We start from the raw sequence: 14,590 nt of genomic DNA on the forward strand, positions 1-14,590 counted from the left end.
ACATAAAATAGTTAGCAATACGAACAGGAGGTTTAGTTATGATAGAAAGAGATGTTGAAAGGGTAATGAGGGAAGTCTATTCCCAGGTAACGAAGGAAGGGAGAACTGCGTTAAAGGAGATTAATCTCACTCCTCCCCAGTTTAACCTTATGGTACACCTCTACTTCTGTGGACCACTTAACCAGACCAACCTGGCAAAAGACCTCTACCTTGCAAAAAGCACCATCTCAGGAATCGTTGAAAGATTGGAAAAGAGGAGATTCGTAAAGAGAGCAAAGGTTGAAGCAGATAGAAGAAGCGAAATTGTAGTGTTGACCCCACAGGGTGAAGAAGTAATTCAGAGGGTTATTGACAAAAGAGTTGAATTTTTAAGAAAATTAATGCTTGACTTCACAGAAGAAGAAAAAGAAAAATTCTTAGAACTGCTGAATAAAATGAAGGATAAATTACCGGAATATTCATCCCCTAAAAATGCTAAAAAACAATAGACTTCTTTCCACTACCATTTTCATTCTTGCGTTAGCGATCCTATTTTTTATATTCGGTCACTTCAAAATTTCTGAAACTCCTAAAATTTTCAACTACACCTTTTTCAATCTTCTTGCTCTCGTCGTTTTAGTTCAGGCGATTACCACTACTTTCAAAATAAAAAACTTCCATCTTAAAGTTCTAAAATTAATTTCATCCCTATCTGGAGACATTAGATATTCGCTGGTTGTACCACCCCTAATTTTCGGGCTCTTACCAATGCCAGCAGGAGCAATGTTAACAGCAGATCTAAGTGATAAAGCGGGAGAAAAGTTGAATGCAAGAAAAAAATGGATATTCTTCTTCAACTATTGGTTCAGACACGTTTGTGAATTTTCTTGGCCTCTTTACGGCGCCTTAATAATTGCAGCAGGACTTGCCAATATACCCGTAAAAGATTTCATTATTTCTACTCTCCCTTACACTGGCCTCGCTTTTATCATCGGTCTGTTCTTTCTATTCACAAAGGTAAAAGGTAATAGCAACGGTCATAAAATAAAAGCCAATAGTGTTGAAATAGTTAAGTACCTACTTTCAGCACTCTGGCCTGTTATTTTGATAATTCTGTTAACGCTTCTAAAAGTTGATATGAAATTCACCCTTCTCACCGTCTTGATTTTACTACTTCTAATCGAGAGAGCAAAGATTAAAGAAATCTTTACAACAATTAAAAACTCAATTTTTTCAGAAATTACCCTTATCGTGTTCGTTGTTTTGATTTTCAAAGGAGTGGTAGAAAACACCGATATTCTTACCAGCTTTGCAAATCTATTAGAAAGACATAATGTTCCACAAATTGTTCCTGTAATCATTTTACCAATGATTATGGCCTTTCTAACTGGCATCACCTCTGCAGGGATTGGCTCCACTGCACCAATTTTATCCATATTGTTTGCACAGAATTCTGCATTCCCATATTTAGCATACATTTCTGCAATTAGCGGCGTCCTGCTGTCGCCTTTCCATCTCTGCTTAATTACTACGAAAGAATACTACAAAATTTCCTTTAGAGAAGTTTACTCAACTGTTCTATTACCAGTTTTGCTAATTCAGGGGGGTGCAATAATTAGAGCAATTCTATGAAAGGAATACTAAAAAGACTCTGGAAGTACAAACTTTCCGTTTTTCTCGGCATACTTAGCCTCCTTATCGTTGATGGAGCACAACTGATAATACCGCTCATAATAAGAAAAAGTATTAACCTTTTACAATCTGGACAGGCTACCTTTAAGATTCTTGGTAAATATGCCCTTTACATCCTTGGACTGACCCTCATTATTGCAATCCTGAGATTTTTCTGGCGATACTTCATAATGGGAACAGCGAGAAAAGTAGAGAGAGACATAAGAGAAGAAATATATTTCCACCTTGTAAGGCTCTCTGCAAGCTTTTTCAACAGAGAGAGAACAGGTGAATTAATGGCCCTGATAACAAACGACACCGATGCTGTAAGAATGGCAACAGGAATGAGTTTAGTCCAAATCACGGATATATTAATATATTCAACTTTTTCACTCGCTATAATGTTTAAAATTTCGCCTATGCTAACGATTTACGCCCTTTTGCCACTTCCGCTGATTAGCCTGCTCATATCCTTTTCAGGTAGACTCAACTATCGATACTTCAGAGAAGTCCAAGAAACCTTTTCCAAACTTACTGAAAAGATCAGGGAATCTATAGTCGGAATTCGAGTTCTAAAGGGTTTCTCGCAAGTTGATGGCCAGATAGGGGATATCAGAATCACTAATGAATTGTATTTCAAGAAAAATATGAAACTTGCAAAGGTTTCAAGCCTATTTGAACCCGGTATACAGCTGGGTGCCACACTATCCTTTGCAATTCTTTTATTCTTCGGCGGAAGAAAAGTCATACTCAACGAAATATCTCTCGGAGATTTTGTAGCCTTTTCAAGCTATCTGGGTATGATGGTCTGGCCAATGATTGCCGTGGGTTTCCTTGTAAATATTTTACAACGCGGTTCTGCTTCAATGGATAGAATCGAAAGGATTCTCAAAGTAGAACCCGAAATAAAAAATCCGCAACATCCGAGAAAGATAAAAATAGAAGGAAATATTGAGATAAAAAACCTCACCTTCTCATACACCAGCGGACGCCCCGTTCTTATAGATATCAATTTCGAGCTTAAAAGGGGTAAAAAACTTGGAATTATTGGAAGAACAGGGGCAGGAAAAAGTACGCTATGTTATCTTATACCAAGGATTTTTGACCCACCCGAGGGTTCAATTTACATCGATGACGTAGATATAACTCACCATGATCTTACAAACTTAAGAAATGCAATTAGCTTCGTTCCACAAGAAAGTCTTTTGTTCTCGGCTACTATAAGAGAGAATGTAGCTTACGGTAAAGTTGATGCGACAGAAGAAGAAATAATAAATGCACTAAAGCTTGCAGAGATATACGATGAGGTTATGAAAATGTCTGATGGGCTTGACACTCTTGTCGGAGAACGAGGAATTACCCTTTCCGGTGGGCAGAAGCAAAGAATAGCCATAGCAAGAGCCATTGTGAAAAATGCACCTATTTTCATTATAGATGATGCACTATCGGCTGTTGATACTGAAACGGAAAACAAAATTCTCAGCAATTTAGAAGATTTTTTGGCGGATAAAACAACAATCATCGTTTCACACAGGGTTTCTGCAATTATGGATGCGGACGAAATTCTCGTGCTGGAAGACGGTAAAATAGTGGACAGGGGAACTCACGAAGAGCTTATATCACGGGAAGGCTTTTACAAATATATCTTTGAATTACAAAAAATGGAGGAAGGACTTGTTCGGCAGTCATAGCCACGGTTCACATGTTGAAGCAACTGGAAAACTCTTTGACAGAAAAGTACTTAGAAGAACACTTAAATTTGCGGAGCCTTACAAAAAGAGCATAGTTTTAGCCTTTACATTCTTGATTATCACAAGTGCTATTCAAATTGCCATCCCAGCCATTAACAGAAGGGCAATTGATTTTCACATAATGCCATCTTACATTGAACTTACAGACACCACTTACATTGAAAAATATGGCTTAGAAAACTACATAGTAAGACTGGAAAATGGGAAAGTCTTAATAAAAAGGCCAGCCCTTTCCAGAGAAATCTCCGCGGAACTTGAAAGGGAAAAAGCCTTTGGTACAGCCAAATATATCTTAACAAAAGACGTGATTCCCGAAAAAGAAAATCTTTTTATAAGAGCTTCAAATGGTCTTTTTGCGGTCGAACAAAGCAAAATCAATATTTTATCAAAACCCCAGATAATTCAGATTCGCAGAGAAGACATCAAAGAAGTTTACAAATTAGCGACATTACTTATAATACTATTATTTCTTTCCTTTCTCTTCTCCTTCCTCCAAGGTTATACCCTCCAATACGTGACTCAAAAGGTAATGTACGACATGAGGATGGTTATAACAAAACACATGCTGAACCTCCCCCTTTCATACTTTGATAAAAACCCTACAGGCCGTCTTGTCACAAGGGCTACTAACGACGTTTCTGCTATTGCAGAAATGCTAAGTTCCGTGTTAATCCACTTGATAAAAGACTTTATTGTCATCATCGGTGTAGTAATTATAATGATTAAAATGAACCTGAAACTCACTCTTTTAGTCCTCACTGTAGCACCTATTCTCCTCGTGGTAACAATTATTTTTAGAGTAAAAGTCCGAAACGCTTTCAGGAAAGTAAGGGCAAAACTGGCACTACTCAACGCCTTTGTGCAGGAGAGCATTTCTGGAATACGAATAATTCAAATATTCAACTTAGAAAATGTTGTTAAGAATAAATTCCGCGGCTACAATAAAGAATTATTCGATGCGAACATTGAACAACTTTACGTCTTTGCAACTTTTAGACCCATCATAGATTTTCTGAGGGCAATAACGGTCGCTTTAATCATCTGGATTGGCGGAGGTGAGGTAATTAGAAATATGCTGACTTTCGGGTCTTTGGTGGCTTTTCTATCATACATTGACATGTTGTTCCAGCCTATTATGGAATTTTCAGAAAAATACAACATCATGCAGTCAGCGATGGCTGCCGGGGATCGGATCTTTGAACTCTTGGACGAACCCATAGAGCCTAAGGGGAAAGGGCTTAAAAGAGAAATTGTAGGTAAGGTTGAATTTAAAAATGTGTGGCTGGCTTATGACTCAGAAAACTGGGTATTAAAAGACATAAGCTTTGTTGCAAATCCCGGAGAAACCTTAGCCATCGTTGGTCCCACAGGGGCAGGCAAAACTTCCCTTATATCAGCAATTTTCGGTTTTTACCCATACCAGAAAGGACAAATACTGATTGATGATATTCCTCTTGAAGAGTACGATCTTGATCACCTAAGGTCCCAGATGGGGCTCGTACTTCAAGACGTATTCATCTTCTCTGGTGAACTCAAAAAAAATATCACCCTCTACAACTCACAAATAAACGAACAACAAGTATTTGAAGCCGCTAAAAGTGTCTACGCCCACAACTTCATTGAAAGGTTGGAAAACGGTTACTCAACATTATTGGGAGAAAGAGGCGCATCTCTTTCTGTTGGAGAAAGGCAACTTCTTTCCTTTGCAAGGGCACTGGCTTTTAATCCCAAGATCCTTGTCCTAGATGAGGCTACTGCCAATGTTGATTCGTACACGGAAAATTTAATTCAACAGGCAATCAAAAATATTTTAAAAGGTAGAACCTCAATCGTAATAGCCCACAGGCTTTCAACGATCAAAGATGCAGATAAGATACTTGTTATATATGATGGTAGAATAGTAGAAGAGGGAACTCATGAATCACTAATTGAGAAAAAAGGTATGTATTATCACCTTTATATGCTTCAATTTGCCAGAACTTCAAACTTTTAGAATTAGGAGGAGGAAATGAAACCTTACAAGGGTATAGCACTGACCATTGCAGGTAGCGATTCAGGTGGCGGAGCAGGGATCCAAGCAGATCTGAAAACCTTTGAAGCCTTTGATGTCTATGGTATGAGCGTGATAACCGCTTTAACCGCTCAAAATACTTATTCAGTGACTGGGATCTATCCCGTCACTCCTGATTTCGTAAAGTTACAAATAGAAACGGTCTTTGAAGACATACCCCCCGGAGCTGTAAAAACTGGAATGCTCTTTACGAGAGAAATCATAGAAGTAGTTGCTGGATGCATGATCAAATTTAATGTAGACAAATTGGTAGTCGATCCAGTAATGGTCGCAAAAAGTGGAGCCAAATTGCTAAGAGACGATGCAATAGATGCCCTTATTAATACTCTCTTACCCGCAGCCTTTGTTGTAACTCCAAACATTCCCGAGGCAGAGATCATGGCAGAAATGGAAATTTCCACAGAAGAGGATATGATTAAAGCGGGAGAAAAAATTCTGGAAAAAGGCACCCAATGGGTACTAATCAAAGGAGGCCACTTAGAATCCAAAGAAGTTATTGACATTTTGATTGGGAAAGATGGCTTCTGGAAATTTAAAGGCGAAAAGATAGTAACGACCTCGACCCATGGCACGGGATGTACCCTATCTTCTGCAATAGCAGCGCTCCTCTCCATGAATTATTCCGTTCAAGACGCAGTTTGCATAGCAAAAAAGTACATTCAGAGGGCCATAAAAAATGCGCCACCCATTGGACATGGCCACGGTCCGCTAAGGCATAAAGTTGAAATCGAATTTGAAGCAACTTGTTTTTGACATTAAAATCTATTCAAAGTTGAAAAATGAATGAAATAGATCATCTTATCAGACTCTACGAGAACCTGAGGGATCATATAGAGAAGAGGCTTGAAGAATTTAGGGCAAAAAAAGATGGCAGTGAAACTGAGATTTTAAAGGAGTTCATTTTTTGCACCTTAACACCGCAATCAAAGGCAAAGGTTTGCTGGAAAGCGGTAGAAAATATTTTTGACAGCAAGGTATATCTAAACCCTTCAGAAGAGGAAATTAAAAAATTTTTAAAAGGAGTTAGATTTCCCAATAATAAAGCCAAATTTGTTACCCAAAATCTGCGAAAAATAGAAGAAAGTAGCTTTAATCTCAAAGAATTTGTGAAAGACTCAACACCCCCTGAGGAAAAGAGAACATTTCTTATGAAAAATTTCAAGGGACTGGGAATGAAAGAGGCCAGTCACTTTCTGAGAAACACAGGACATTTTGACCTTGCAATCCTTGACAGACATATCCTCCGTAACCTTGCTAAAATAGGGGTTATCCGAAGACTACCAGAATCTCTTACCCCAAAAAGTTATATGCTAATAGAAGAGAAAATGAAAGAATTTTCTAATCAAATAGGCATTCCCTTCGCCCATTTAGATATGCTTCTTTGGGCAAAGGAAACCGGGGAGGTTTTTAAGTGAAAAACGAGATTATAGAGAAGGCAAAAAATATTTTAAAAAAGCACCATATTCAACCCTCTGTTCAAAGAATAAAAATTCTTGAGTTCCTGCTTAAAAATAGAACCCATCCCTCCGCTGATGAAATATATATACACTTAAGTGCTGAATTGCCAACCCTTTCAAAAACTACTGTTTACAATACAATTAAAGCGTTGGCGGAAAAAGGAGTTATTAAGCTGGTGACGGTAGACTCAAAGGAACTCAGGGTAGACGCATTCATCGAACCCCATGTCCATTTCCACTGCATTGAATGTGGTCAAATATACGACATCGAAGTTGAAATACCCGATTTTACCTCCAAAAAAGTAGGAGAAGGACACCTTGTAAAAACTCAAGATCTCTATTTAAAGGGAATATGTAGGAGTTGTTTAATGAAAAAGGGAGAGAAAAGTTGAGCGAGATAATAGTTTACTTCTCAGGAACCGGGAACAATCAGAAAATAGCCCTTGAGATTTCAAGGCTAAAAGGCATATACCTTTCAAAGATTGAAGACAAATCAAAAAGGAACTTCTTTAAGGACGCCTTCTATGCACTTACTAAAAAGAACGTACCTTTTACATTGTCAAGAGGAATCGGAGAAGAATTCAACCACATTTACCTGGTCACTCCGGTTTGGGCGGGCCATCTTCCTGCCCCAGTAGCAAGTTTTCTAAGAAAATTCTCCGAAAACCTTAAAAATTCAAAAATTACACTAATATCAGTATCGGGATTTGGTGAAAAAAATGCAAAAATCATCGAACAGATTTGTAAAATAGCTGGTATACGGCCAAAAGCTAGCCTCTTCTTGAGGGATTCAGAACTCAAGTCGGGTGAGTACATTAAAAAACTTGAAAGTTTTTTACAAAAGGAGAAAATTTAACATGAACCTCTTTGCATTAACAAAATTAAGTTACGGCCTTTACATTGTGGCAACGAAAGAGGGTGAAAAAATTAATGGGCAAATAGCCAACACGGTCTTTCAGGTTACAGCAGAACCTATTAAGGTTGCAGTTGCCCTTAACAAATTAAACTTAACCCATGAAATGGTCTCAAAAAGCGGGAAATTTTCGGTGTCAGTCCTCACCGAGGAAGCCCCCTTCACCTTCATAGGCAAATTTGGATTCAAAAGTGGAAGGGACCTTAACAAATTTGAAAACGTAAACTACAGAATTACTGACAATAACTTGCCTGTGATAATGGATTACACCTGTGCATTCATTGAATGCAAGGTTGTAAACAGCCTTGATGCAGGAACCCACACAATTTTTGTCGGAGAAGTTCTTGATGCTGACATATTATCTGAAAAAACACCGATGACCTACGACTATTATCACAAAGAAGTTAAAGGGAAAACACCCAAAACTGCTTCTACATACTTAAAAGAAGAGAAAAAGGAGTAAATATGGCTGTAAAAAAAATCAAAGATGATTTGTATCTAATTAACACATTGCACTGGGAAAGAAGACTTTTTGACGAGTTGATTCCCCTACCCGAAGGGACTACTTACAATGCATACCTTATTATAGGTAAAAGCAAGACCGCCCTTATCGACACAACCGATACTTTAAAGATTGAAGAATTTCTCAGCGACTTAAGAGCTATAGGTATAGACAGAATAGACTACATCATTTCCAACCACGCAGAGCAGGATCACTCAGGTGCAATTCCGGCAGTTCTAAATCTATTTACCGAATCAATTGTTGTTACAAATGAAAAATGCGCTGAACTCCTAAAAACCCATCTCCAAATCCCTCAGGAAAAACTTATGGTGGTAAAAGAAGGAGACACCATTGACCTTGGAGGAAAAACCCTCAAATTTATTATGACACCTTGGGTACACTGGCCAGAGACTCAAACAACCCTACTTTTAGAAGATAAAATCGCCTTCACATGCGATTTCTTTGGTTCACACCTGGCTACGACAGAATTTACAAGTGATGGGACACCAGAACTTTACAACGCAGCCAAAAGATACTACGCAGAAATAATGGCACCATTTAGAAATATGATACCCAAAAACATTGAGAAAATAGAGAATTTTTCTCCTAAAATGATCTGCCCAAGTCATGGTCCAATTTACACAAATCCGCAATTCATAATCAGCGCGTATAAGGAATGGTCATCCAATAAAGTGGAAAACTTGGTAGCCCTTCTTTACGTCTCTATGCACCATAGCGTTGAAAGAGCTGTAAGATTCTTAGAACAAAAACTTATCGACGAAGGAGTTAACGTAAAAGTTTATAGCCTCACTGTCGCAGACACCGGAGAAATAGCAATGGCTTTGATTGACGCTGCCACGCTAATCATAGCCACACCCACAGTACTTGCCAGTGCCCATCCCCTTGCCGTTTACTATACGTATCTCGCCAACGCACTAAGGCCAAAAACAAAATATTTAGCCATAATTAACTCTTACGGATGGGGAGGAAAAGCCGTTGATGACCTTAAAAACATTTTCACCAACTTCAAAGGTGAAGTTATTGATGTAGTCTCCTTTAAGGGTTTACCAGATCAAAGCGCCTATGAGTCTCTCGAAAAACTGGCAAAAGCAATAGGAGAAAAGCATAGATCCTTAGGCTGATTAAAATTTAACGCACTCTTACCCATTTATTTTTAAGTTCAGTAGGCAACTTAGAAATCAGCTTGTAGGTTTTGGCATCGTGAAAATAGCCAGATGCATAAGGAATTTCATCCTCGTAACCAACAGCCTTAGATAATGCCAACATCACCGATTCTCTCACGTATTTTCCAACAATTCCAGCAAACATAATTGGTAAAAACTTTTTATCGCCATCCATTATAAAATAAAGGAAATTTCCGCCTTCGATTTCGTAGGCGGAATAATCAAATCTCTCTTCTAAAACTTTGTATTGGTAGCCAAAAGTTTCAAAAAATCTTCCGTATTTTGAAGTTCCACCGATCTTTCCCATCAAAAAGTGGGAGGAATCAAACCTTTTCATGAGCTCGGTGAAAATTCGGAAATCAAGAAGTGCCTTATTGTCAAGGGAAGAAATGAGTTCGTTAAATTTATCAGCCATAAGGACTGAAAACTTCACTTCCTCTAAACCAATCCCACAATTTTTAAAATAGTTAATAAGCCTCTCGTTTACAAAGCCACCAAAAAGAGGTATTTCCAAATCAGAAAGCCCATAGGAATTTAAATTAACCTTTTGAATCCCAAATTTTTCAATTAATTCATTCAAACTCCTCACTTCTTCACCCAACATTTTAATAAAGGTCAAAACTACCGATTCACCCATTCGGTAACTGCCCTTGCTTCTTTTAAACAGGTCTTTACTATCTTTTACAGGTATAGGAAAGCGGTATCCTTCTGCCTCTGAGGCAGAAAGTGGATCTGTACCTTTTATACTGATCTTGACACCAGTAACCACCAATGGACCTATAAGTGGTCCATACCCATTCTCATCAATACCTACAACTTTCCATTCCTTGGTATCAAAGATAAAACCATGCATATTTTGAATTATAAGGTTAATCCAATATAATGAGTAAACATCAATGCTAATAGGTGTTACAGGTGCCTCGGGTTTCATAGGACGGAATTTAGTTCCCGAGCTGTTAAAAAATGGTCATACCATTAAACTGCTCATGCGTTCCAAGAATCAAAAGATACTCTGGCCAGAGGCAGAGCTTTATTACGGTGACTTTAAAAATCCAGAATCCCTTATAGATTTCGTGAAAGACCTTGACACAATTATACATTGCGCAGGAGTAATAAAGGCATTGAAAAAGGAAGATTTCATTTCAGGAAATTACACTACTACCAAAAACCTCATTGATGCGATCAACACTGCGAAACCTGAAAGCCTCAAAAGATTCATATTCCTTTCAAGCCAGAGCGCACAAGGCCCCTCAAAGGAACTAACTCCGAAAAAAGTGGAACATACACCTGAGCCCGTCAGCTGGTATGGTAAATCGAAGCTTATGGCTGAGAACTATATAATAAATTATCTGCAGTACCCCTACACTATCCTTAGACTTTCTTCCGTTTACGGTCCTTACGACAAAGAAACCCTTCGGTTTTTCCAGTATGTAAAGTGGGGTATTTTCCCCATGCCTAATGGTGAGAAGTACCTAAGCATTATCTACGTTAAAGATGTTGTAAAACTCATAAAGATGTTAATAGGAAGCGAAAATACTGGTATTAACCGGGTATATTTTGTATCCAATCCAGAATATACGACCTTGACCCAAATAGTAGAACACATAAAATCGCTGTACGGGAAAAAACGAGTACATAAAATTACTATACCCGAATGGATCTTTAGACCGATATTGAAATTGAGCGAAACCTTTGCCAGAATTACCAATACCCCCACCATAGCCAACAGTGATAAAGCCAACGAACTGGCCCAAAAGTACTGGATCGGAGACCCTACTCCACTTTACATGGAAACGGGTTTCAAACCTGATTACACATTGATTGAAGGACTTTACGAAACCTTATTGTGGTATAAAGAAAACGGATGGATCTAAAGTTCAACAAGCTGTAAGCTGAACTAAAAATCCCCCGAAAATCCTGAAATTCTAAACCTTCAACCTTAATATTATGGCTACTTTAATATTACTCTTCCTGAACCTTCAGTAATTTCACCGATTATATAAAAACTTTCACCCTTAATTTTTAAAAACTGAACCAAGCTTTCAAGTTCCTTTTTTGATACTATGAAAATAAAACCTATACCCATATTAAATACTCGCCACATCTCTTCCTCAGGAACTTCTCCTTTCCTTTGCAAAAATCTGAAGACTTGTGGTATCACCCAAGAATTCCTATCAATGACGGCATCACAAGTTGGAGGTATAACTCTTGATAGATTACCCGGAATACCCCCACCTGTTATGTGGGCAGCCCCTTTTATTTCAAACCTTTTGAATATTTCCTCTGTTAATCCCACATATACTCTGGTTGGCTCAAGCAGAATATCTCGCAGGGTACTTTCACCCAGCATAAATTCGGCTTTAAGTTGTGCCTTTTGCACAATTGCCCTTACAAGAGAATAACCATTACTGTGAATACCTGACGAGGGTAACCCTACGAGAATGTCGCCGGGTTTAACTTTATTGGGATTAGGGAGTCTCGACTTTTCCTGAACTCCAACAATAAATCCCGCAATATCAAATTTTCCCTTCTCAACAACATCCGGAAGTTCAGCCGTTTCTCCTCCAACCAGCGCACAATTGTACTTCTCACAGGCTTCCACGAGGGATTTAAGAACCACCTTAGAAACATTGAGATCCAAATAACCCGTGGCATAGTAATCAAGAAAAAAAAGAGGTTTTGCACCATAGACCCCAATATCATTTGCGCACATGGCAAAGAGATCATAACCAAGTCCATCTAACTTTTTCCACTTAAGCGCCAGGTCTATCTTCGTTCCGATGCCGTCAGTAGAGGCAAGCAAAACAGGTTCCCTATACTCCCTCAAAATATTAAGGTCAATAATAGCAGCAAATGGACCGATATTTTCGGACTTTAATTTAATTATACTTTTCAAAAACTCTACCAGTCTATCTCCTCTACCGATATCAACTCCTGAGTCTCTGTAAAACATACCCCACCCTCAACTATTTCTGTATCTTGCTACAATTTCTTTAAGCTTATCAACAAAATAATCTGCCTCTTCTAAAGTATTGTAAAGGTAAAAGCTTGCCCTTGCAGTCCCAGAAATGCCAAAGTGTTCATGCAAAGGCTGAGCACAGTGGCAACCTGTTCTTATAGCAATTCCTTCCTCGTCAAGGGCAAGGCCAATCAAATCCGGCGGAATATCCTCAAAATAAAAGGATATGACCCCAATGCGATTTTCCGTAGGCCCGAGTATTTTTAACCCCTCAACTTCGTTTACAAGCCTGTCAATGGTATGTTTGGCTATTTCCTTTTCGTGCAAAAAAATAGCCTCCATTCCAATTTTTTCAAGGTAATCTATTGCAACGCCAAAGGCATAACCATCAGCAAAATTTGAAGTACCCGCCTCAAACCTCCATGGCAACTTGTTCCACTCGGGTTTTTCAACAGTAACGGTAGATATCATATCTCCACCTCTCAAAAAAGGTTCCATCTTTTCAAGTAATTCTTTCCTTGCGTAAAGCACACCAATTCCGGTAGGGCCAAGCATTTTGTGGGAAGAAAAGGCAAGGAAATCAACATCCATTTTTTGTACATCCACTGGCATGTGAGGGACGCTTTGAGCCCCGTCCACGAGACATAATGCTCCCCTCGAATGAGCCATTCTTACAATTTCCTCAATTGGATTTACCACTCCCAGTACATTAGAAACATGGGTGACAGCAACCAGCTTAGTTTTATCGGTTATCAATGAGTTTAAATGATCTAAATCGAGACAACCCTTTGAGTCAAGCTTCGCAAATTTTAATTCAATTCCGAAATGGTCCCTCAGCATCTGCCAAGGAACCATATTGGAGTGGTGCTCCATAACTGTGGTGACTACCTCATCACCGGGCCTCAAGTTAAAAGAGAGCGAATATGCAACAAGGTTGATAGCCTCGGTAGTGTTCCGAGTGAAAATAATCTCTTCAAAATACCTTGCATTTATAAATTTTCTCGCTTTTTCGTGGGCCTCTTCGTAGAGTTCAGTAGATTCTCTTGATAGTGTATGGATAGCACGGTGGATATTAGCATTATGAAGAATATAAAATTCTTCAAGAGCTTTTATAACCTGTATTGGCCTTTGTGAAGTAGCGGCATTATCTAAATATACAAGGTGTTTATCCCCAATTTTTCGCTGCAAAATTGGAAAGTCCTTCCTTATATCATACGCATTAAGTGCCGGTTTCATTGCTCAATTATAAAATTGAATTTCTGGATTTAAAAACCAATTTGTAATTACGGAACAGATTGCAAAAAGTTTGAAGATACTTAGAAATCCCATTAAACTTTACACAATGAATGACCCTTTTGGTCTGATTGCTGAATATTACGACGAAGTGATGGAAAAGGTGGATTACGAAGAATGGGCCCGCTATGTGAAGACTCTTCTTTCTATGGCTCCCCTCAAGCCTATAAAGAGGATTCTTGACCTTGCATCAGGTACTGGAAACCTTTCCATTAGGCTTAAAGATTACGGATATGAAATTTTTGGCCTTGATTATTCTCTTGGAATGCTGAAAGTAGCCAAGAAAAAATTATCTAACCAACTCTTAACAATACATCTTGTTTCAGCCGACTTTCGCCATATCCCTTTCAAGCCAAGCTCGTTTGACGCCGTCATCTCAACCTTTGACAGTCTCAACAACATTCTGAAGCCAGCAGAAATGGTTGAAACTTTTAAACAGATTAGGAGAGTACTGCGAAACGGGGGGCCCTTCATTTTCGATCTCAATACCAGTTGGTCTTTCAAAACCGAGTGGTACAACTTGACCCGAGTTGAAGAAACGGCCAATACAATTTCCATCTGGAAATCACGGTACGTAAACGGAATTGTATACCTTCACTTTACCCTTTTTGTAAGGATAGACAAAAGAAATCACTACAAAAAAATTTATACGGTATTTCGGGAAAGAGGATATAGCCCGGATGAGGTAAAAAAATACTTGAAACAAGCGGGTTTTTCAAAAGTTCATTGCTATGACCATTTTACTCTGTCACCGGGTAGGAGAACAAGCTCAAGGGTAACCTACCTGGCTTACTAAAAAGGAAGGTAAAT

The 14,590-nt window shown here is 38.6% G+C and carries 15 protein-coding genes; 12 read left to right on the top strand and 3 right to left on the bottom strand.

The features are described 5' to 3' along the window. The first annotated feature begins 38 nt into the window (after positions 1–38). The 10 genes from QMD82_01850 to QMD82_01895 are packed head-to-tail and all read left to right on the top strand — an operon-like array spanning position 39 to position 9,486. On the top strand, positions 39–488 hold the full coding sequence (locus QMD82_01850) for a MarR family transcriptional regulator (GenBank protein MDI6850668.1): 450 nt from the start codon (positions 39–41) through the stop codon (positions 486–488). After that, a complete protein-coding gene (locus QMD82_01855) occupies positions 472–1,611 on the top strand; it encodes a DUF401 family protein (GenBank protein MDI6850669.1) in 1,140 nt (379 codons plus the stop codon). Before QMD82_01850 ends, QMD82_01855 begins: the two co-directional genes overlap by 17 nt. After that, positions 1,608–3,341 (top strand): ABC transporter ATP-binding protein, encoded by a 1,734-nt coding sequence (locus QMD82_01860; protein ID MDI6850670.1) that lies wholly within the window; start codon positions 1,608–1,610, stop codon positions 3,339–3,341. The genes QMD82_01855 and QMD82_01860 overlap by 4 nt, the downstream gene beginning before the upstream one ends. Beyond that, positions 3,325–5,394: an ABC transporter ATP-binding protein gene (locus QMD82_01865; GenBank protein ID MDI6850671.1), complete on the top strand. Its 2,070-nt coding sequence runs from the start codon at positions 3,325–3,327 to the stop codon at positions 5,392–5,394. Before QMD82_01860 ends, QMD82_01865 begins: the two co-directional genes overlap by 17 nt. Before the next feature lie 15 nt (positions 5,395–5,409). Beyond that, complete coding sequence (thiD, locus tag QMD82_01870) at positions 5,410–6,225, top strand: bifunctional hydroxymethylpyrimidine kinase/phosphomethylpyrimidine kinase (GenBank protein ID MDI6850672.1); 816 nt, start codon at positions 5,410–5,412, stop codon at positions 6,223–6,225. A gap of 26 nt (positions 6,226–6,251) precedes the next feature. Further along, complete coding sequence (locus tag QMD82_01875; GenBank protein ID MDI6850673.1) at positions 6,252–6,887, top strand: N-glycosylase/DNA lyase; 636 nt, start codon at positions 6,252–6,254, stop codon at positions 6,885–6,887. Next, complete coding sequence (locus tag QMD82_01880; protein ID MDI6850674.1) at positions 6,884–7,321, top strand: transcriptional repressor; 438 nt, start codon at positions 6,884–6,886, stop codon at positions 7,319–7,321. The genes QMD82_01875 and QMD82_01880 overlap by 4 nt, the downstream gene beginning before the upstream one ends. Further along, positions 7,318–7,785: a hypothetical protein gene (locus QMD82_01885; protein MDI6850675.1), complete on the top strand. Its 468-nt coding sequence runs from the start codon at positions 7,318–7,320 to the stop codon at positions 7,783–7,785. The genes QMD82_01880 and QMD82_01885 overlap by 4 nt, the downstream gene beginning before the upstream one ends. Position 7,786: 1 nt before the next feature. After that, positions 7,787–8,305: a flavin reductase family protein gene (locus QMD82_01890; protein ID MDI6850676.1), complete on the top strand. Its 519-nt coding sequence runs from the start codon at positions 7,787–7,789 to the stop codon at positions 8,303–8,305. A 2-nt stretch (positions 8,306–8,307) separates the two neighbouring features. Further along, entirely contained in the window at positions 8,308–9,486 is a 1,179-nt protein-coding gene (locus QMD82_01895; GenBank protein ID MDI6850677.1) for an FprA family A-type flavoprotein, read from the top strand. Between the two features lie 7 nt (positions 9,487–9,493). Here QMD82_01895 and QMD82_01900 read toward each other — a convergent pair whose 3' ends face one another. Further along, positions 9,494–10,381 (bottom strand): hypothetical protein, encoded by an 888-nt coding sequence (locus QMD82_01900; GenBank protein MDI6850678.1) that lies wholly within the window; start codon positions 10,379–10,381, stop codon positions 9,494–9,496. 43 nt (positions 10,382–10,424) lie between these two features. Between QMD82_01900 and QMD82_01905 the strand changes: the two genes are divergently transcribed. Next, the gene (locus tag QMD82_01905; GenBank protein MDI6850679.1) at positions 10,425–11,402 is read left to right on the top strand and encodes an NAD(P)-dependent oxidoreductase; all 978 of its coding nucleotides are present in this window, start codon (positions 10,425–10,427) and stop codon (positions 11,400–11,402) included. Between the two features lie 77 nt (positions 11,403–11,479). On the opposite strand, the gene purM is transcribed toward QMD82_01905, so the two are convergent. Further along, complete coding sequence (purM, locus tag QMD82_01910; GenBank protein MDI6850680.1) at positions 11,480–12,481, bottom strand: phosphoribosylformylglycinamidine cyclo-ligase; 1,002 nt, start codon at positions 12,479–12,481, stop codon at positions 11,480–11,482. Positions 12,482–12,490: 9 nt separating this feature from the next. Beyond that, positions 12,491–13,723 carry a cysteine desulfurase gene (locus tag QMD82_01915; protein ID MDI6850681.1) on the bottom strand — a complete coding sequence of 411 codons (1,233 nt, stop codon included), beginning with the start codon at positions 13,721–13,723 and terminating at the stop codon, positions 12,491–12,493. A gap of 106 nt (positions 13,724–13,829) precedes the next feature. Between QMD82_01915 and QMD82_01920 the strand changes: the two genes are divergently transcribed. Then, on the top strand, positions 13,830–14,576 hold the full coding sequence (locus tag QMD82_01920) for a class I SAM-dependent methyltransferase (GenBank protein MDI6850682.1): 747 nt from the start codon (positions 13,830–13,832) through the stop codon (positions 14,574–14,576). The last annotated feature ends 14 nt before the right edge of the window (positions 14,577–14,590 follow it).

Source organism: bacterium, assembly GCA_030019025.1.
In the GTDB taxonomy this organism is placed as follows: domain Bacteria; phylum Hydrothermota; class Hydrothermia; order UBA1063; family UBA1063; genus UBA1063.

Bases quoted from the DNA above. Each gene is read 5' to 3' on its own strand.
- QMD82_01855 (MDI6850669.1), top strand. From the start codon at position 472: ATGCTAAAAAACAATAGACTTCTTTCCACTACCATTTTCATTCTTGCG.
- QMD82_01850 (MDI6850668.1), top strand. From the start codon at position 39: ATGATAGAAAGAGATGTTGAAAGGGTAATGAGGGAAGTCTATTCCCAG.
- QMD82_01900 (MDI6850678.1), bottom strand. From the start codon at position 10,381: ATGCATGGTTTTATCTTTGATACCAAGGAATGGAAAGTTGTAGGTATT.
- QMD82_01875 (MDI6850673.1), top strand. From the start codon at position 6,252: ATGAATGAAATAGATCATCTTATCAGACTCTACGAGAACCTGAGGGAT.
- QMD82_01895 (MDI6850677.1), top strand. From the start codon at position 8,308: ATGGCTGTAAAAAAAATCAAAGATGATTTGTATCTAATTAACACATTG.
- QMD82_01920 (MDI6850682.1), top strand. From the start codon at position 13,830: ATGAATGACCCTTTTGGTCTGATTGCTGAATATTACGACGAAGTGATG.
- QMD82_01890 (MDI6850676.1), top strand. From the start codon at position 7,787: ATGAACCTCTTTGCATTAACAAAATTAAGTTACGGCCTTTACATTGTG.
- QMD82_01860 (MDI6850670.1), top strand. From the start codon at position 1,608: ATGAAAGGAATACTAAAAAGACTCTGGAAGTACAAACTTTCCGTTTTT.
- QMD82_01915 (MDI6850681.1), bottom strand. From the start codon at position 13,723: ATGAAACCGGCACTTAATGCGTATGATATAAGGAAGGACTTTCCAATT.
- purM (MDI6850680.1), bottom strand. From the start codon at position 12,481: ATGTTTTACAGAGACTCAGGAGTTGATATCGGTAGAGGAGATAGACTG.
- QMD82_01905 (MDI6850679.1), top strand. From the start codon at position 10,425: ATGCTAATAGGTGTTACAGGTGCCTCGGGTTTCATAGGACGGAATTTA.
- thiD (MDI6850672.1), top strand. From the start codon at position 5,410: ATGAAACCTTACAAGGGTATAGCACTGACCATTGCAGGTAGCGATTCA.